The organism is Cypionkella psychrotolerans (assembly GCF_001294535.1).
Taxonomy (GTDB): domain Bacteria; phylum Pseudomonadota; class Alphaproteobacteria; order Rhodobacterales; family Rhodobacteraceae; genus Cypionkella; species Cypionkella psychrotolerans.
Map to the genome: position 1 here is coordinate 1 of NZ_LGIC01000068.1, position 19,118 is coordinate 19,118.

Annotated in this window: 11 protein-coding genes and 2 pseudogenes; 9 read left to right on the forward strand and 4 right to left on the reverse strand. The window is 60.0% G+C overall.

The genetic code is table 11. The features are described 5' to 3' along the window. The coding region (locus tag AKV04_RS15680; protein ID WP_162232884.1) for an acetate--CoA ligase family protein at positions 1 to 1,851 on the reverse strand (1,851 nt) is incomplete at its 3' end. A gap of 200 nt (positions 1,852 to 2,051) precedes the next feature. After that, complete coding sequence (locus AKV04_RS15685; protein ID WP_054007372.1) at positions 2,052 to 3,602, reverse strand: bifunctional aminoglycoside phosphotransferase/ATP-binding protein; 1,551 nt, start codon at positions 3,600 to 3,602, stop codon at positions 2,052 to 2,054. A gap of 460 nt (positions 3,603 to 4,062) precedes the next feature. Here AKV04_RS15685 and AKV04_RS15695 point away from each other — a divergent pair, with 460 nt between their 5' ends. From AKV04_RS15695 to AKV04_RS25645, 5 genes and pseudogenes are all read left to right on the forward strand, one after another. Continuing rightward, positions 4,063 to 4,779, forward strand: a complete 717-nt coding sequence (locus AKV04_RS15695; RefSeq protein WP_054007374.1) for an ABC transporter ATP-binding protein — start codon at positions 4,063 to 4,065, stop codon at positions 4,777 to 4,779. Next, positions 4,776 to 7,136 (forward strand): ABC transporter permease, encoded by a 2,361-nt coding sequence (locus tag AKV04_RS15700; RefSeq protein WP_162232885.1) that lies wholly within the window; start codon positions 4,776 to 4,778, stop codon positions 7,134 to 7,136. Before AKV04_RS15695 ends, AKV04_RS15700 begins: the two co-directional genes overlap by 4 nt. A gap of 3 nt (positions 7,137 to 7,139) precedes the next feature. Further along, entirely contained in the window at positions 7,140 to 8,348 is a 1,209-nt protein-coding gene (locus AKV04_RS15705; RefSeq protein ID WP_054007376.1) for an efflux RND transporter periplasmic adaptor subunit, read from the forward strand. A 150-nt stretch (positions 8,349 to 8,498) separates the two neighbouring features. Further along, positions 8,499 to 9,124, forward strand: a pseudogene (locus AKV04_RS25635) (transposase); the annotation flags it as partial. A gap of 375 nt (positions 9,125 to 9,499) precedes the next feature. Then, positions 9,500 to 9,697, forward strand: a pseudogene (locus tag AKV04_RS25645) (IS3 family transposase); the annotation flags it as partial. A gap of 177 nt (positions 9,698 to 9,874) precedes the next feature. Here the strand turns inward: AKV04_RS25645 and AKV04_RS15720 are convergent. Continuing rightward, positions 9,875 to 12,505, reverse strand: a complete 2,631-nt coding sequence (locus AKV04_RS15720) for an adenylate/guanylate cyclase domain-containing protein (protein WP_328287155.1) — start codon at positions 12,503 to 12,505, stop codon at positions 9,875 to 9,877. On the opposite strand from AKV04_RS15720, the gene AKV04_RS15725 reads away from it, so the two are divergent. The 4 genes from AKV04_RS15725 to AKV04_RS15740 all read left to right on the forward strand — a co-directional run bounded on the left by AKV04_RS15725 (position 12,417) and on the right by AKV04_RS15740 (position 18,223). Further along, positions 12,417 to 13,676, forward strand: coding sequence for a YcaO-like family protein (locus AKV04_RS15725; protein ID WP_054007379.1), 1,260 nt, complete (start codon positions 12,417 to 12,419; stop codon positions 13,674 to 13,676). The genes AKV04_RS15720 and AKV04_RS15725 overlap by 89 nt on opposite strands. Positions 13,677 to 13,847: 171 nt before the next feature. Next, positions 13,848 to 15,614, forward strand: a complete 1,767-nt coding sequence (locus tag AKV04_RS15730) for a peroxidase family protein (RefSeq protein WP_054007380.1) — start codon at positions 13,848 to 13,850, stop codon at positions 15,612 to 15,614. Between the two features lie 30 nt (positions 15,615 to 15,644). Then, on the forward strand, positions 15,645 to 16,106 hold the full coding sequence (locus AKV04_RS15735) for a hypothetical protein (protein ID WP_054007381.1): 462 nt from the start codon (positions 15,645 to 15,647) through the stop codon (positions 16,104 to 16,106). Between the two features lie 638 nt (positions 16,107 to 16,744). Further along, a complete protein-coding gene (locus AKV04_RS15740; protein WP_202905632.1) occupies positions 16,745 to 18,223 on the forward strand; it encodes an FAD-binding oxidoreductase in 1,479 nt (492 codons plus the stop codon). 153 nt (positions 18,224 to 18,376) lie between these two features. On the opposite strand, the gene istB is transcribed toward AKV04_RS15740, so the two are convergent. Then, the gene (gene istB, locus AKV04_RS15745) at positions 18,377 to 19,099 is read right to left on the reverse strand and encodes an IS21-like element helper ATPase IstB (RefSeq protein WP_235815583.1); all 723 of its coding nucleotides are present in this window, start codon (positions 19,097 to 19,099) and stop codon (positions 18,377 to 18,379) included. Positions 19,100 to 19,118 lie beyond the last annotated feature (19 nt).

The window sequence follows — 19,118 nt, forward strand, 5'->3', positions numbered from 1 at the left end:
GAACATGATCGCGGGGCCGAATACCGGATCTCGGCTGACACCAAGCAACAATTCGCGCGTGTGCTCCAGCCGGACCATCCGCTCAACCGTTACTCCATCTATAGCAGCGCCGGGCCTTGCCGCGCGGGCCCGCGCAATCACCGCCTCGGTGGCCGCACGCACGGACATCTCGTCAGCAAGATTAAGCACCACTCCCCCCACATCGCTTTTGTGGCTGATGTCGGGCGAAGCGATCTTTACGGCGACAGGATACCCAACTCTATCAGCGGCCGCGACGGCGGCTGCGGCATTCGCTGCCAGGACGATCTCTGTGACTGGAATACCATAGGCTGACAGCAGCGCGCGCGCCTCGGTGGCCGTCAATGCTTCCCGACCGTCTTTGATCGCGGCGCTCAAAATGTCTTTGGCAGCCTGTCGATCTGGTTCGATACCGGCGCGGGGGCCAGGCAGTTCCAAAGCAAGCCGGCGATTGATGGCATGACGACCCAAGCACGAAAAGGCATCAATCGCCGCCTCGGGCGTCTCATAGTCCGGGATACCTGCTGCCGAAATTGCTGCTCTTGCAGCCCCCACGGTTGTTTCCCCCATCCAGCACGACAAAAGTGGCTTGTCGCGAGCTTTCTGCGCAGCGTCGATCATTGCATCCGCCGCGCCCACCGGGTCGGTCATCGCTTGGGGTGTCAGCATCGCCAGAACGCCGTCGAACGAGGCATCCGCAAGGCAGGCCTCTAAGGCCGCCGTATACCGTTCTGGCCGAGCATCGCCGAGAATGTCCAAAGGATTTGCCGCCGACCAGAAAGGTGGCATCACGCCGCGAAGGCGCTGAACGGTTGCCGCAGACGGGGGCGGCAATTCCAGGCCAAGATCGGCGGCTCGGTCTGCCGCCAGCACACCGACCCCGCCACCGTTCGTTACGATGGCAAGACGCTGGCCCGAGACCCTTTGCCATCGACAAAGCAATTCAGCAGCGGCGAACAACTGCGCAAAACTTGTCACCCGAACCGCCCCGGTGCGCTCAAGCGCCGCGTTGAACACAGCGTCGGATCCAAGTAGCGCCCCCGTGTGGGTCGCCGCGGCCCTTGCCCCCACGTCGCCATGGCCAGCCTTCAACACCACGACCGGCTTCGTCCGCGCTGCCCGCCGCAGCGCGCTGACGAATTCGGGCGCATTCCGGATACCTTCCAAGTAAAGCAGGATCGCCGCTGTCGCTTGGTCCTGCGCAAGAAAATCGACGATTTCCCCAACATCCAGATCCGCCGCATTTCCAAGCGAGACCATCGCAGAGAATCCAAGATGGTTGGGGGCGGCACCGTCAGCAATCGCGGCACAGATCGCGCCGGATTGCGACACCAGCGCAAGCTTGCCCGCAGGCGGCATTCCGGGCAGAAAGGTTGCATTCATCGCATGAGGCGGCCGCAAAAGCCCCACGCAATTCGGACCAAGAAGGCGCAGTCCGGCCGCCCGCGCAACGGCGACCATCGCTTCCTGCCTGCTGCGTCCCTCGGGACCTGTCTCGCCGAAACCCGCAGTCAGCACGATAGCGGCCCGCACACCGGCCCTCGCACAATCTTCCACGATTCCCGGCACGGCGCTGGCAGGCGTGGCGATCAACGCAAGGTCCACCGATCTGCCATATGCCGCCAGATGCGGATAACACGTCAACCCGTCGATACTGCGATGCTTCGGATTCACCGGAACCAACACGCCGCCAAAACCCGAACGCCGCAAGTTTGCCAGCAAGATGCCACCCACAGACCCCACCCGATTGCTCGCCCCAAACAGAGCAATACTTTCGGGGTCGAACAGCGGCGACAGCGGATGGCGACTTGGCGTGTTGGGTAACGTACTCATTTGATCAAGCCTTAAGTGATCAACCACCAAAAGCCGTTTTCTCACATTGCCACATTGATCGAGATCAAGACACGGTATCCTGTTGGCGCAAGGCCGGTTTCGCACCTGTGATCGTACGCCCATTGACGATATGGTTTCGGGCGGCTCACCACTGCCTGCACCGCAGTCGAGCGCCAGCGCAATATCTCGCTCAAAGCAATTCAGGTCTTCACTGTCTCGCTTCCAACAGCGCGAAAGGTGCATTCAAGCGCCGCGCGCGCTGCGGCCGTTGTCTTCTGTCTGGGACCGCCTGCATCAATGCTGACCCAACTTTGTTGTGACACGACTGACCCTGCCAAAGCGATCTGAGCCCGCACCACAGTCGCATCGGCATCGGACGCATCACCCCGCCGTGACGTGACCCGGTCTTCAAGAACAGCCTGTGGTGCCGTCAGCCACAGCCCTAAGAAGTCAACGCCGGAACGCAGGGCCAGGTCTTCGGCGGCAACGCGCTGTGCCAAGTCAAGAAACGTGCCATCAAGAATAACGCTTCTGCCCGCCGCCAACAGGTTCGCGGCCCGCGCGAACAACCGTTCGTAAATCGCTCCACGTCCCTTCTGCGTGTAGTCCAGATGGCTTGCCTCCACCTTGCGCTCGGTGTCGGTGCGCAGATGCACCGCACCCGGACAAGAACCGATATCTGGCGCCAGATCACCCGCCAAAACCGTCTTGCCCGTGCCGGAAACCCCACCAATAGCAACAAGCACTGGCCTTGTTGTCTCAACATGCCCAACGGCTTGCGTCAGATATAGCCGCGCTTCGCCAATTGACGCGCCGCTCTGGCCTGTCGCCTGATCTGTCTGCAAAAGCACCATCGCGCGAATGGCGGCGCGGACAGACATAAACAACGGTAGCACCGAAATTCCGGTATCCTCGGCTCCGCGCGCTGCCAGAAGATAGGCGGTTGTCGCGATGTTGGCTTGCCGCACAAGCCCACGATGGCACAGATCCATCAGCAGAAAGCCGATATCGTAGAGCACATCACATGTGGCAAGCCGCTCGTCGAACTCCAGTGCGTCGAACAGCACCGGCTGCCCGTCGATCAGCACCAGATTGCGCAGATGCAGATCGCCATGCACGCGCTTGACATGACCCAGCGCCGAGCGTTCCCGCAAGATCGGGGCCAGAGCAGCCAGTTGTTGCCGCGATCGTCCCAGAAATGCACCGACCAGACCGCCACCGACGCCCTCCTGAAGCGGAGTCATCACCCGGTCTAACTCGTCAAGAATGTCACGGATCAGATCATCGCCCCGGTCTTTAAGTATCGGACAGGTGGCGTGAAATCGCTGAACGACCTGCCCCAATGCCTCGGCCACGTGATCGGTCAACTTGCCGCTGGTGGCAACCGCCGTCATTTCACATTCCGTAGCAAACCGATGCATCATCAGCACCCATTCAACGGGCGGCCCGGCACCATCCATTTCAAGCCCACCATCAGAGGCCCGGGTGACAGGCACCACGTCACGGTAGATCATCGGAGCGGTTGGCTTGTTCAGCGACAACTCGCGGTTCAGCAGGGCGTGGCGCTGATCCAAGGTGGACTGATCAAGATAGTCGTAGCGGATTGCACGTTTGATCTTCAGCGCGGCATCGCCACACAGAAACACATGCGCACAATGGGTCTGCACGTGGTCAATCGGACTGGCTGCAGAAAATGCGCCACCCGATTGCAAAAAGCTAATCACTTCATCTTGCTCGTTGCCGTTGATCATTGCTGAAATCTCACCCCCTGATGGACCCAAGCGGAACTTTCCACCCATTCGCCGCCCGCGGCTTTGACGCACGTCAACCCAAGTGCATCTCCCATTGGCCGAGGGTGTTGAGAAAACCTATCGGGGCATACGTCAACCGGCCAGTCCTGCGGCGGATCGCACCGATTACGTGGACGCGATAAGGCAATGCGAAGTCAGCCGAGGCGGTCCTATCGTCGCTGCTCTCCACTAAAGGGGCACCAACCGGGTTGATCAAGGTCAATGCCGCCTGGCGGGAACATCCGTAGACTCTCACGGTGGTGGCCTCTTGCCTTGCGATGCCGCCTGCGCTGCTCAAGACACTACTGGGCGTCGTCAGAAGGAAGGACCGCGTGGGTGATTTGTTGTGCTGCCAAGTGCGCAGCACACCTTGGGCGCTGATCTTTGCAAACGCGCTGAATGGGTAAGGAGGCTTCATGCCATGACGCCAAACCCCGATATTGTTTTCCGCGCCAGCGGTCTGACCAAGGTGTACCGCAACGGGGCCTTGGAGGTTCACGCCCTGCGCGGCATCAACTTTCAGGCCCGAAAAGGCGAATTTATTGTGATCCTTGGCCCTTCTGGCTCGGGCAAATCGACGTTCCTCAATATCGTCGGCGGGCTTGATACGGCAACCGCTGGCGAGGCTTGGTTCGCAGATCACCAGCTGACTGCGCTGAACGAAAAGGGACTGACCCAGTACCGGCGCGACCACGTCGGCTTTGTCTTTCAGTTCTACAATCTTGTCCCTAGCCTGACCGCGCGCGAAAACGTGCAGCTTGTCACCGAAATCGCCCGCCACCCGATGACAGCAGATGAAGCGTTGGCGCTGGTCGGCCTTTCGGAACGGGCCGATCACTTCCCAGCCCAGCTGTCTGGTGGCGAGCAGCAACGCGTCGCCATTGCCCGCGCGATCGCCAAGAACCCCGAGGTTCTGCTGTGTGATGAACCCACCGGGGCGTTGGACAGTGCCACAGGGATCAAGGTGCTAGAGGCGCTTACGCAAGTCAACCGGGCGGTCGGGGCCACGACGCTTGTCATCACCCACAACGCCGCAATCCGGGATATCGCTGATCGTGTCATCCGCTTTGCCGACGGGCGGATCGTCGAAGAAAGCGTGAACACCACCAAAAAGGCGGCATCGGAGGTGGTATGGTGATCGCCCCCCTCCGGCGCAAGGTGCTGCGCGATCTTGTCAGACTTTGGGCGCAGGTTCTGGCCATTGCGCTGGTGCTTGCCGCCGGGGTTGCGACACTGATCCTGGGAAATGGGGCCTATTCCTCGTTATTCGAGGCCCGCGCGCGGTATTACGAGCAGAACCGTTTCGCCGATGTCTTTGCCGATGTAACCCGCGCCCCCCGCGCGCTTCTGGCACAGATCGAGGAGATAGAAGGCGTCCTTGATGCCGAAGCACGGATCCTGAAGCTTGGGCTGCTGGACCTTAGCGAAATGAAAGAACCCGGCTCGGTCCTGTTTGTTACGTTGCCGGACAGCGGCAAGGGCCTGAACCAGTTGCACCTGCGCCGGGGGCGGCTGCCCGATCCCCAATCCGCGCGCGAAGTCATCATTGATGATGGGTTTGCCAAGGCGCACACCCTCGGCCCCGGTGACACGCTTCCGGTCATGATGAACGGCCAGCAGCGCAAGCTTTTGATAACCGGTGTCGCTCTGTCGCCCGAGTTCATTTATGCCCTTGGTCCTGGCCAGATGATGCCAGATCCGCGCCGTTTTGGCATCGTCTGGGTTCCGCGCAGCAGTCTGGAGGCCGCTTTTGATCTGGAAGGCGCATTCTCGAACGTTGTGTTGAAGCTCGCACCAGGAGCCGATCCGAACCGGGTAATCGAGGCGCTGGACAGGTTGACCGCCCCATACGGCGGAACCGGCGCTTCGCCACGCAAAGACCAGATATCCCACGCCTTTCTGGATGCCGAGTTGAAGCAGCTTTCGGCAATGGTCAAAGTCTTGCCACCGATCTTTCTTTTGGTCGCAGCCATGCTGGTCAACATGACGCTGTCCCGCCTGATCACGCTGGAACGCGAACAGATCGGTCTTCTGAAAGCCATCGGCTATTCTTCCCGTGCCGTTGCGCAGCACTATGTCGAGTTCGTGCTGCTGATTGCTGTCGTCGGCATCCTGATCGGCATGGCGGCAGGAACCTGGCTTGGGGCGGGGATGGCGCAAATGTATGCGCGGTTCTTCTCCTTTCCCTATCTGGTCTTCACCCGAAACCCGCAAATCTACGGATTGGCTGCCGTTATCACCTTGGCCTCGGCCATCGGCGGCGCAGTCTATGCCGTCAGCACGGTGGTCCGCCTGCCGCCCGCCGTCGCAATGGCACCACCCGCCCCGGCAACCTATCGGCAAAGGATGGGCTGGGTCCGAAAGCTGATACGCTTAAAGCAACCCGGCGTGATGGTGGCGCGGCATCTTTTCCGGTGGCCGTTGCGAACTGCCTCCAGCACATTGGGCGTCGCCATGGCGGTAGCTATCCTTGTCGCGTCGCTGTGGTCGTTCGGGTCGATCAACTACATGATCGACATCACCTTTTTCCGTTCCGACCGACAAGACGCACAGGTGGTCTTTGCCGCGCCCGAACCGCAGCGTACGCTTTTTGCAGTGCGCAAGATGCCCGGTGTGCTGGTGGCCGAACCTTTCCGCACAGTTTCATCACGGATCAGCCACCGCCAGCTGTCGAAAAAGCTTGTCATCGTCGGCCACCCGGCTGGATCGCAGCTTTCCCGTGTGCTGGGTGCAGACCTGCGGCCGATGGCGTTGCCGGACGATGGCCTGATTCTGTCCGAGGCATTGGCCGATGCACTGGACGTGCGCGCTGGTGATCTGGTCACTATCGACGTGCTTGAAGGCGCGCGCCCGACCGTCACTCTGCGGGTCAGTGGAATCTCACTTGGCTTTGTCGGGCTAAGTGCCGCGATGGACATCGGCGCCCTCAATCGGCTGATGGGCGAAGATGCGCTGGTGTCAGGGGTGAACCTGATGATCGACGAAGGCCAAAGCCCGGCCTTTTACGCCGCCGCCAAAGCCGCTCCAAAAACCGAACTCATCACGATTACCGCTCTGATGCTTTCACGGTTCAGGCAAACGCTGGCTGAAAACATCACCGTGATGATCACCGTCTACACCAGCCTTGCCACCATCATCGCTGTGGGGGTGGTCTACAACTTTTCCCGCATCGCCTTATCTGAACAGGGCCGCGAGCTTGCCAGCCTGCGCGTCCTTGGCTTCACCAACCGCGAGGTGGCAGGCGTCCTGTTCGCCGAACTGGCGGTGGTCGTGCTGCTGGCCCAACCCATAGGCTGGCTGATCGGCTATGGCATCGGCCTTGCCATGGTCGCCGCCTTTTCCTCGGATCTGTACCGTGTGCCTTTCGTCGTTGGGCGAGAGGTCTTTGCGACCGCAAGCTTGGTCGTTCTGGCCGCAGCACTGGTTTCGGCCTTTGCGATCCGGGGCCGGATCAACAACCTCGACATGATCGAAGTCCTGAAGACAAGGGAGTGACCCATGCGCCGCCTTATTTTAGCCACCGCCCTGCTGTTCTTGATCGGTTTTCTGGTGTGGGCTTTTCTGCCCCGGCCAGTCGAAGTGGAGTTGGCCGAGGTCGCCCCCCGCACGCTTGAAATCGTGGTCGAAGAAGAGGGCGAGGCCCGTATTCGCGAAGTCTTCACCGTCTCGGCCACGATTGCAGGCAAGCTGCAGCGCATCAGCCTGCACGCGGGCGACAGCGTGATCAAGGGCGAAACGGTCGTCGCGTTGATCGGCCCAGCGGCTCCCATTCTGCTGGACAGCCGGTCTCGCGCGGTTGCCGCAGCAACTGCCGCCGCCGCGCAGGCCGCGATGGAACTGGCCCACGCGCAGCTTGCACAGGCCGAGGCGACACATGAGTTCATGACCAGCGAAGCCAACCGAGCCATTGCGCTTTACGAAAAGGGGGCCATCTCGCAGCGGACCTATGATGCTGCAATCCTTGAAAGTAAGACCTCGCAGGCGGCCGTCAGCAGCGCGGTTGCAAATTTAGTGGTTCGCGAAAAAGAACTGGAAAGCGCCTTGGCCGTGCTGCGCTCTGACAAGGCCGGTGCGCCGGGCAGATGCTGCGTCGAGATAGTAGCGCCAGTGTCGGGTCGCGTGCTGCGCGTTGTCACCGAAAGCGAACAGGTGGTTCAGCCCGGAGCGCCGATCCTGGAAATAGGCGATCCGACCAATCTGGAAATCATGGTCGAACTGCTGTCGCGCGATGCCGTTCAGGTGAAACAGGGTGCGGTCGCGACGATCACCGGCTGGGGCGGCGCACCGATCGCCGCCGTGGTAGAGCGGGTGCAGCCTTCCGCTGTAACCAAGGTATCGGCGCTTGGCATCGACGAGCAGCGGGTCAAGGTGATCCTTGCCCTGACCAGCCCGAAAGACCAGTGGAACCAGCTTGGCCACGGGTTTCGGGTAATCGCGCGCATCACTCTTTGGCGCGAGGACAAGGTTCTGACCATTCCGGTCGGCGCGCTTTTCCGCGATGGCGCCGAATGGGCCGCCTATGTCTTTCGGAACGGTAGCGCGCGGTTGCAGCTCATTCAGCTTGGCGAACGCAACGAAAGTGTTGGGCAAGTGCTGGCTGGGTTGCAGCCCGGCGACAGGGTGATCTTGCACCCCAGCGACGCTGTCGCAGACGGGGTGTCCGTGACACCTCGCGCGGATGGGGATGCTTCCAGCGGTCAGAACTGAACCCGAGCCAGCCCGTCTTGCAGCATAAATCTTTACCTATCCCCAAAAGGAACCCGCATGATCCGCAACTGATCTGATCCCCAGATTCTGGGCCGTTTGAATCTGGAGTTTTCCGCTACGCTTTCCTGACTGGGAGCGGAGCGGAATCGGATGAAGGCCTCGAAGTTCACGGACGCGCAGAAGGCGTTCATCATCAAGCAGGGCGAGGAAGGCACGCCAGTTGCCGAGATTTGCCGCAAGGCTGGGATCAGCCAGGCGACCTATTTCAATTGGAAGAAGAAGTATGCCGGGCTGCTGGCGACCGAAATGAAGCGGTTGAAGCAGCTCGAAGACGAGAACGGCCGGTTGAAGAAGATCGTGGCAGACCTGACGCTGGACCGCGAGATGCTGCAGGACGTTATCCGGCGAAAGCTCTGAAGCCTGACCGGATGCGCGAACGGGTTCGCGGGATGTACAGCGATTGGGCGGTGTCGATCCGAACGGCTTGTGGGGCCATGAAGTTCGACGGCTCGACGTTCCACTACAACTCCCGCTGCACTGATCAGGCTGCTGTTGCCAAGCGGATCAAGGAGATCTGCGAAACGCGCGTGCGCTATGGCTATCGACGCGTGCATGTTCTTCTGGCCCGCGAAGGCTGGGGCGTGAACATCAAGAAAGTCTACCGCATTTACAAGGAGTTGGGCATGCAGCTCAGCAACAAGACGCCCAAGCGCCGGGTGAAGGCGAAGCTGCGCGATGACCGCACCGAGGCAGTCGGGCCGAATGATGTCTGGGCAGCTATCAGGCCGCGACCGGCGCGAATGGCTACATCATCGGCAAGTCGCTGGGCCATCGCAGCCAGCAAAGCACGGCAATCTATGCGCGGCTGAACCTCGACCCGGTGCGCGCCTCGGTAAACAAGGCGACCGATGTGATGTTTGAATATATGCAGCCGCAGACCGAGGCGATACCGGAATGAGAGAAATTATCTGGCCGATGCCGCCGGTAACTTCCTGCTATCTGGAGGACAGCGAACAAAACCAAGTCCATTTCGACACCGTATTTACGGCCGAATGTTATGGAAAGCTTTGCGCTTTGATGCGGATTGAGGAGACGGCAGCGACTTTGGCACAGTTAAACGAGCACGAGGGGCGGCACAAATACGCGACAAGACCAATGGTCTGTTCAAGGCCGAACTCATCCTCCGGCTAGGCCCGTGGCGCAGCTTCGAAGCCGTCGAATACGCAACCCTCGAATGGGTCGACTGGTTCAACAACCGTCGTCTGCTCAAGCCAATCGGGAACATCCCGCCCACCGAAGCCGAAGCAAACTTCTATGCAGTTCTGGAAACTGAAGCCATGGCCGCGTAACTAACGTCAATCAGCCTCCGGCAAACCCGGAGCGGTTCAGTCAGCCGAGGTGAAGGTCGTCAGGATCGTCACGGACGAGTCTGCGCCACAAAAAACCCACTGACGAGCAGGATCGCTGCAACCGGCGCACGTGTTCACCATCGCCAGCACACTACCGAAGCCGGTGAAACGCGCGCCTTACGCCTCAACGACAGGTTGATCGGGCGCGATTCCGGTTTTAGTTTGGAACCCAGCGTCCCCGCACATCATCGCCTTCGTCATCGCCTCGGTGATTGCGGCGCGGTCAGTCGCGCGCCTTATTGGATAGGCATTGACGAACCAGTCATGCACCGCAGCGGAGTCGCAGGGCGTCTCGCCCGCCCAGATCTGCGATGCCGCCTCCTTCAACCGGGCGAAAGCCGCATGCGCCTCGGGAAGGCGATTCTGCTGTACAAAGGCGATGGCGAGCCAGCCTTGATTATCTACGATTTGATCCCCGGAGCGCAGTGCTGCCTTCTCGGCCTCCTCGGGGTTTCCGCCCAGAAAATGCACCGCCGCCGCATAGCACCACTGGTGCGCACGCAGCATCGGTGAGAGGCGTATTGCCTGATTGAGGATGTCGCCCGCGCGGATGTGATCGCCGAGAAAGGCGTAGCCCATCGCCGCCGAGATCATTGTCGTTGGACTGAACGGGTTTAGAGTGGTGGCAAGGTCGAGATGCACTGCCGCTTGGTCAAAATGGCCCGCCAGTGCCGCGCTCCAAGAGAGCGCAAGGTGGTTTCGCGCGTCCATCGGGTCAAGCTCTACGGCGCGCATCGCGAAGGCATGCGCAGCGGCGTCCTCGCGATGCTGTCGCTTGTGGCCGGGTTGCAAAATGTGCCGCACATTCAGGATGCTGGCGAGGCTGGCGTAGGAAGGCGCGAAGGTGGGTGCATGTTGAATGAGCCGCTCAAAGATGGCCTGTGCCTCAACCTCGCTGGTGGGTGTCCATTGCAGCAGTAACGCCTCGCCCTGCTGCCAATCATCGTAGTTTGTGATGTCGGTTGGCACATGACCGACGACCTGCGACAATCGGTCCGACGATATATAGATCTCAAGTGCTGAAGCGACACGACCGATGACATAGCTCTGTTTCTTACGCCAATCCTCGGCGGATAGATAAAACGCTTCGCTCCAGGCGATGCGTCGGTTGCGGGCCTCGAGTAGGCGGAACTGGAGTTGCGCCCGGTTGCCGACTTTGGCGCGCCGCGCTCGCAAAATATAATCGGCACCGCCCGAATCCTCGCCCAAGATGTCGAGCACTGCCCAGTTGCGGAATCTTGAGAGGTTGGCAATCAGATCGGTGCGGAACTGCTCGACTGCGTCTGCGTCGACCGGGCTATCCCATTCGAAGGCACCAATCGCGATCTGCGGCACACGCGGGCCTGTCGCCGTGACAGGCGGTGCAGCGACGACGGAACCAAGGTCGCGCAGCGAAGCGCAAAGCTGCACCGCCGCCTCGCCGGGCTGCGCCCCCAATGCGTGCAGGTGTTTCGACAGCCGCTGAAATTCGTTCAGCGCAGCTTCCTTGCGGCCTCGGCTGGCCAAATGCCGTATCAACGCCATTGACGCTGGTTCGTGCCCCGGTTCCAGCCGCAGCAATACCTCTGCGGCGGCGCGCAACGCTGGCCGATCAGACTCGTGACGTTCCAGACAGGATTCAAGCCCAGTGATGATCCGATCTCGCCAGATCGACCGGCGCACGCTCAGCCAAGCGTCAAGTGTGGGGCTGATGCGGCCAAGACCTGCCAGCACCTCGCCCGGCAGATCCGTTGCGGACTGCAGGGCTGCGGGCACATCACCCTCGTCAAGCGCCCGCAAAACGGTTTGCAGGTCAATCTCTGCAACCGCTTGGTTGAGAAACACCAGGGTGCCGCGGGCAATGATCAGGTTTGCTCCCTCAGGGGTGAGCCGATCATTGACATGCCGCCGCGTCCGAGCCACCGCAGCGCGCCCCTGCGCCAACGGTCTGTCCGGCCAAAGCATGGCCGCCAACCGATCGTCGGAGATCGGCTGTCCGGGCTCCAGCGCCAACACCCCGACCATCGCGGCGGCATGTGCCGAGGTCAGAGACAACTGCTTGCCATCCGAATTTGTGATGGTGAGGCTCCTAAGCAGATTCAGCCGCAGACCCTCAACTGGCACAGCCATCTGGGCGCCAACACCTGTAGCGTGCAGCCGGTACAAGGCCAGACCATCGCCGATGTTCTTCAGCAAAGGGTGACCCATCGCTTCGAAACGGAACCGGGGCGAACGATCCAGTTCGGCCACGATCTGTTGCGAGACAACAATACCGCCGGGCTCGGCTAGCCCCTGCATTCGTGCCGCGACATTCAGAGCGTGGCCAAAGTATTCCTCGTTGCTCAATACCACCTCACCAAGATGAACGCTGATCCGTAATATCAGTTTCGACGTGGCGATCGTGCGCTGGGACAGTCTTTGCAGCACAACGGCACAGTCAACCGCACCGGACACGCTGTCGAACAGCGCGATCCAGCCGTCGCCCGTTGTCTTGATGACCCTACCACCAAACCGCTCGCTGCCGCGTCGGGCTCGGGCGAATGCCCGCTCCACGACGGAAATCGTGCCTGCCTCGTCGAACTTCATGCGCCGGCTGTAGCCGACGACATCCGCGAAGAGTATGACTGTGGGAGGACTGTCTGTGAACACGACATGCACCAAACTTCGGGTATTACCGTCAATGATAGAGGAAAAAGACCCTTGGGGCAAAAACGAAACGGGCAATGCCAATCGGCTTGAGGTGCTGGCCGCTGAATTTGACTGCTGCACGATCCAGATTGGCCCGGCGGTTTGGGCCTCGGTCGTGGTGCCGGGCGCAAGGCTGCTGGCGCGCTGTCCCAACTATCCGAAGGCGGCGCTGCCGGTCTCCGGGCGGGTGGCAAACGGATGCGGGTTGGACAAGGAATGCTGCCGCTTAAGCGGACTGGGTGAGGCGGTTGAGTTGGCAAGCTGCTGCGCATGGGGCGACGAAGTGCTGATCCGAGCGCGGCGCGACGATCTGCCTCCCGGCACCATCGTGCCGCAGCAGGCGACAGGGTTCAGCTCGGCGCAGATCCGCGCGCGGGCAGCTTGGAACCGGCGATATGGCTTACACGACTGGCGACCTCCAGCCTATCGGGGTGCAGAGATCGACTGGATTGCGGGCACAGACGCGGTCAGCGGGGCCACCGTGCTTCTGCCCACCGATGGCGTTCTGATTGGTCGGCGCGAGGCCGGTGATCCGGCGGCCACCGCCATCGCAGATTCAAACGGCTGTGCGGCTGGCACGACAAAAGCGCAGGCGATGGAGGCCGCTCTGCTGGAGCTGATCGAACGCGATGCCACCGGGCGGTGGTGGTATGGACGTCGGCTTCGCCCGTCCTTGCCCGCCGCGCTATTGGACAAGTGGCCCGAGCTGACCCGTTGGCTGGATGGACGGACGCGCCTGACCCGGCTTTTGGATCTGACCACCGACATCGGTATCCCTGTGGTCGCTGCCGTCTCGACCACGTCAGACGGCGGCGTACCAGCCTTGGGCTTTGCCGCGCGATTCGAGATGGTGGAGGCAGCGGGCGCGGCTGTGGCCGAGATGTTGGGAGTCGAAGCGTCGCTGTTGTCGGCAGCGGAACAGCCCGATCCGTTGACCGCCGAATGGCTCGCCCGTAGTCCCGCCGGTCTGCCCCCGTCGGGCCCTCGGGCGACAGATACCCGGACGAAAACTCCGACTGAACCGGGCACGCGGCTAGCGGCGGCCATTGACGCGCTCGATCACGCGGGATGCAGGATCGCCTTCGTGGATCTGACCCGCCCGGCCTTCGGGGTGCCCGTGATCCGTGCTGTGGCCACCGATCTTTGCCATTACAAGCCAAGGTTCGGGCATCACCGCTTGTTAGCCCCAGACCTGCGTGACCTTGCTCCCGTCCGCTCAAGCCGTCCGAACCCAGTGCCGCTGTTGTTGTAGGCGGCGCTGGGCTCTGACTGTATCCGGTCGCGCAGGGCTAGAGAAAAATTCTTCTGACAAGGCACTTATGCTATGATCCCTGACAGCTGATTCCGCATTGGTAAGATCGGCCTCTGAAGATTTGATTTTCGAACAATTTCTCAGTTCACCACCGTTACACGGGGCAGAACAATGATCGACTTGGCATGTCTTCATGGCGCTGGTTATCGTCTGGTTATCAGGCAATTTTTGCCCGGAGCCGAGCTGACAAGGCAGGCTGATCTGTTTGGTCCCGATGGCATTGCCAATACTGCCGAGGAACCGATTGCCCTTGATGTCGTCGAGACTGAACGCGGGTTGGCATTGGTGATCGGCGACAAAGCCGCAGCCCAGATTGATCGCCTGATTGTCGGCTCCCGTAATTCGCCATTGGACTCTGGATCTTTGATGGACGTTGCCCGCTCGGCACCCGTTCGGATCTATGCGAGAATTGCCGCAGGAACCGCTCCGGCAGATGAGTCCATGCTCGAGCGCCTCGGACGGCTTGGGGATGCGCTGCTGGTTGACTACGGCTTTGCCCCGCCGCCGCCGCTGCCAAAGCTGATGAAAGAGACGCCCGCCGCCTACACCTATCTTGGCCAGTTTCTCGCCCATGAACTCACGGTCTGGAAACCGACTGGATCGGAGCGCGAGGCTTTTTCCTCTGTTGTGATTGACAGCGCCATCGACCTTAAAACGATCTTCGTGCGCCCGCTGGACTTTCCCCCCAAGTTGCCCGGCCATGTTCAAGAGGTCGAAGGTCTGGCGCTGGGTGCGACAATCCCGGATTCAGGGATAAAGTTCTCAGGTGGCGGGTTCGACGATTTGCCGCGCATGGCTGACGGTCGCGCCCTGCTGTTTGAAATGCGCAATGACCAGAACCTCGCACTGTCGCAGACGCATGTGGCGGTGACACGTTTCGCACAAGCGGCGCTGGAAATCCTGCAGGGTAACGGTTTGGACGACAAAGCCCATCGACAGACGGTTGTCCGGCATTTCCAGTCGATCGTTTTGCAGGATTATCTTCCGCGTCTGGTCGATCCGCACACCTATGACGACGTGATGAGCCATGGCCGCGTTTATGTCGCCCCATCGAATGAACCGCACGGGCTGCATCAGTTCTTCGTTCCCATCGAGGTCTCTGCCGCGATCTTCCGCTTTGGGCATGCGATGGTGCGCGATGTTTATGCGCCATGGAATACGGCCGATGCCAGTCATACCGTCCCCAGTGCGCTGGCCTCCGATCTGCTGGACTTTACGTTTGACGGTAAAAACCTGACAGATGGCCAGCTTCTGCAGACTTGGACAACCGACTGGCGTCATATGCTTGGCTTGGAGGGGACTGACCCGATCAAGGCGACGCGCATCGACACAGCGCTGAGCCAGGCCTTGTTCTGCCTGCCGGACCGGTTGTTCCAGCCAAGCGGCTACGACCGTCCCTGCGCGATGCACGCGCAGGGGCATCTCAATCTCGCGCGGCGCACCTTGATGAACGGCGCGCTGTTGGAATTGCCGACCGGACAAGCGCTGGCCAAGGAAGTGCAGAAGAAGCTGGACGAGGCCGGGTCGCCCTGCCGCATTCCGATCCTAGAGTCCGAGTTTCTTGACATCCCAGATAACGGTGCCGCGACCGCGATCATGCGCGAGGGCACGGTTGGGGCTCGATTTGTCGATCAAACGCCGCTTTGGCTGTATATTCTGCGCGAAGCAGCGGTTTGCGGTGACGGCAATCGCCTCGGCCCATTGGGCGCCCGCATGGTCGCAGAAACCCTGAGCGCCGCAATTGAGGCAAGCGGTACCGGGATGATCGTGAAGGGTGTCCGCCAACCGTTTGCGCCCGATCCGGCATTTGGCGGGCTGTTCAAGGACAAGTTTGATTACTGCGACCTCGTGAGACTTGCTTTCAGAGTTACAAGTTAGCGGATCACCATCAACCCGAAAGGACCTGTCATGGCCGATATTGTCGTTTTCGATACAACCAAAGTTGGCGATACAGCCCAACGTCAATCAGGCATGAAATTGCTTGGCGAGATATTCAACGCCCATTTTATGGATACCACGCTCACCCCTGATAAAGTGGTCAACATGACAATTCAGGACATCATCACCAATTACCCCGACTATAGGGTGACCTATAAAGGCGACACGAACGTGATGAGCATCGATAGTCTTGCTGCGGGCACCTACATTTATCAGCCCGGCCCACCGACGAAAAAGGTCAAGCTGAAAGCGAAAAAGGATGCGGATGACAGCGGCACTGATGTGATGACCATCGCCCTGTCAGAAGGCCACAGCGATCTGCTTTTGCCCAACAATTATCTGTCCAAGGTCATCGACGATCTGGGCGCTACCGACAGCGGCGACCGGCGAAAGTATCTTCTGGGCACCATTACCTTCCGCCGCTGCCGCTGAAGCGCCAAGGACAAGACCCATCGGGTCGTGACGGGCGGCGCTGGCAGATCGTGTGGCCAATCAATCAGACTTGGTTCTGCGGGCGCGGCAGGTGGTGATCAGATCGCCGACCTCGATGACCTCCTCGACTCTCTTTTAGACGCATATTGGAACCCGGCGGTGAGGCGCGGTCTTTGCAATACAAGATGCCCGCGACAATGGTTTCCGATTAACTGCGCGCCTATCGGTTCGACAGGCAGATCCGCGAGAAGGATCGCCGAATTAAGACAGGCTATGAACGGAAAACACTTTGAAAAGCTTCTTGCGGCCGAATGGCCGTTGGATTTTGAAGCTCATGCACCGGGCAAGTCTAGCCGTTTGAGCCTCGGGCAATTTCCGCCTCACGTCAGCCAATCTTACCACGCTGGGTGGTCAGGACACCACACTAACGAGCCGGGAGCCGGGAGCCGGGAGCCGGGAGCCGAACAAACTGCAGCGATCGGATTTGAAATGTAAACCTTGGTGAGAATACATCGGAGGTCAAACGATGCTCGTACTAGTCACAGACGTCAGGAATTGGCGGCACCATCACGATTCCCGCTATTGGCGGAATCGTGCTAGAATTCGGGACGGGACACAGACTCGCAAGCGTTTCAGGTATGTTAAGCCCTGGTCGCGCCCCGCCCGTGCCCGCAGGCAGCCAAGCCGATATTTCAAAAAATTACCGCCCGATCAGCGGTCAACTACAAACAATTCAGGAGGAAGAAATGAGTGTTAAGACACCAAATGAACTCCGTGATCTGGTACGCGGGGAAGTGATTGTCGAAGGCGACGCTGAATACGAAAGCGCGCGTTCTGTCCACAATGGCATGATCGACAAACGCCCCGCCGTGGTTGTACGCGTGATGAACGCCGGAGACGTAATGACCACGGTCAACTACGCAAGGGATAATGGCCACAAACTATCAGTCAGAGGCGGCGGACACAGCGGCCCAGGGTTCGGCACCAACGATGACGGGGTCGTCATTGATCTTTCAAAGATGCGTGGCGTGAGGGTTGACCCAAATGGCAAAACGGCCAGAGCCGAGGGCGGCGCAACTTGGGGCGATTTCAACGCCGCCACCAGTGCGTTTGGCCTTGCCACGACGGGGGGGATCATCTCCACAACCGGGATTGCCGGGTTAACACTTGGAGGTGGCATAGGCTATTTGACGCGCGGCCACGGTCTTTCGCTCGACAATCTGGTGTCGGCGGATGTTGTAACGGCCGATGGCAAGATGCTTGTTGCCAGCGCGAACGAGAATGTGGATCTGTTCTGGGCCATTCGTGGCGGCGGCGGGAATTTCGGTGTGTGTACCTCGCTGGAATACAAACTCCAGCCGGTCAAGACTGTGTACTGGGGGCCGATGTTCTACGAGGTCAGCGAGGCTGCAAACATCCTGCGTTTCTATCGTGACTATATCAAGGATGCCCCCGAGGAGATGGGCGCGTTTCCAGCCTTTCAGATCGCCCCGCCGCTGCCTTTCATTCCCGAAAATCGGCACGGCGACATGTTTGCCGCCATCGTGGCTTGCTGGTCTGGTGATCCCGCCGATGGTGCGCGCCAGTTCAAAGCCTTCCACGATGTTGCCGAGGTGAAGGCCGAGATGGTGGGGCCAGTGCCCTATCCGGTGATCAACGGCGCCTTCGACGGCCTCTTCCCGCCCGGCATCCGGCAGTACTGGAAAGGCAATTTCGTCAAGGAATTGACGGATGATGCGATTGCAGCCCATGTCCAGCACGGACCGAACGCCCCGAATGCAAGCTCGACCATGCACCTCTATCCGATCAACGGGGCCTGCCATCGAGTGGCCTCGGATGCGACCGCGTTCGGCCATCGCGACGCCAACTTTTCCATGGTGATCCTTGCGGCATCGTCAGATCCAGCAGATGACGCGGCCAACACAAAGTGGGTGCGCGAATACTCTGCCGCAGTCGCGCCCCATTCCGAGGTCGGAGGCTATGTCAACTTCATGGATGACGACGACGGAACGCGAGTTCGCGCCAATTATGGCTCCAACTTTGATCGGCTGGTGAAGATCAAGCGCCAGTTTGACCCCGACAACGTCTTCAGGGTCAACCAGAATATCGCGCCCTGAAAAACAACGAAATCCAAAATTGGGAGTTGTGCCTGGCAAACGGGATCCTGCACCTGCCCCGAGGCACAACTCCTACGCTGTCAGTGGCGGCTAGTTCAGCCACGACGCGCGAGGGCTGTCAATCAGCGTCGAATATTGAACAGGTAACAGCGTTCAATATTGATCAGTTTGGTCGCTGATTTTCTTGCGCTGTTTGAAGCGCCAGGAGTCGTTTCCGGTTTCGAGAATGTCGCAGTGGTGAGTTATGCGATCGAGGAGCGCAGTGGTCATCTTTGGGTCACCGAAGACCGTGACCCATTCGGCGAAGCTGAGATTGGTTGTGACGATGAGGGATGTCTTTTCGTAGAGTTGGCTGATGAGATGGAACAGCAGGGCGCCGCCAGAGGCCGGGAATGGCAGATAGCCCAACTCATCAAGAATGACCGCGTCGATCTGGGTGAGTTGCTTGGCCAGATTTCCGGCTTTGCCCTGAGCTTTTTCCCGTTCCAGAAGATTGACCAGATCGACGGCGTTGTAAAAGCGTATGCGCTTGCCGTGATGGATGGCGGCGACACCGAGTGCGATGGCAAGATGGGTTTTGCCGGTGCCTGTTCCCCCAACCAGGATCAGGTTGTGTGCCGTTTCCAGATAGTGACCCTTGGCCAACTCCTGAATGCGGGCACCGTCCAAGGGGGTTTCGCTCCAATCAAAACCGGTCAGATCACGATGGATGGGGAACCGCGCAGCTTTTAGCTGATAGCGCAGGCTGCGCGCCTGACGATCGGCTTGCTCGGCATCCAGCAACCGTAGCAAAAGGGCTTCGAGCGAGAGGGATTTGTTGCGCGGCGATTCCGCTTGCAGTTCTCGCCACGCGATTGCCATTCCGAACAATTGCAGGGACTTAAGCCGTGAGACG

Excerpts from the sequence above, each read along its gene's own strand:
- AKV04_RS15695 (WP_054007374.1), top strand. The coding sequence starts at position 4,063 with ATGACGCCAAACCCCGATATTGTTTTCCGCGCCAGCGGTCTGACCAAG.
- AKV04_RS15725 (WP_054007379.1), top strand. The coding sequence starts at position 12,417 with ATGATAGAGGAAAAAGACCCTTGGGGCAAAAACGAAACGGGCAATGCC.
- AKV04_RS15705 (WP_054007376.1), top strand. The coding sequence starts at position 7,140 with ATGCGCCGCCTTATTTTAGCCACCGCCCTGCTGTTCTTGATCGGTTTT.
- AKV04_RS15685 (WP_054007372.1), bottom strand. The coding sequence starts at position 3,602 with ATGATCAACGGCAACGAGCAAGATGAAGTGATTAGCTTTTTGCAATCG.
- AKV04_RS15740 (WP_202905632.1), top strand. The coding sequence starts at position 16,745 with ATGTTAAGCCCTGGTCGCGCCCCGCCCGTGCCCGCAGGCAGCCAAGCC.
- AKV04_RS15735 (WP_054007381.1), top strand. The coding sequence starts at position 15,645 with ATGGCCGATATTGTCGTTTTCGATACAACCAAAGTTGGCGATACAGCC.
- AKV04_RS15730 (WP_054007380.1), top strand. The coding sequence starts at position 13,848 with ATGATCGACTTGGCATGTCTTCATGGCGCTGGTTATCGTCTGGTTATC.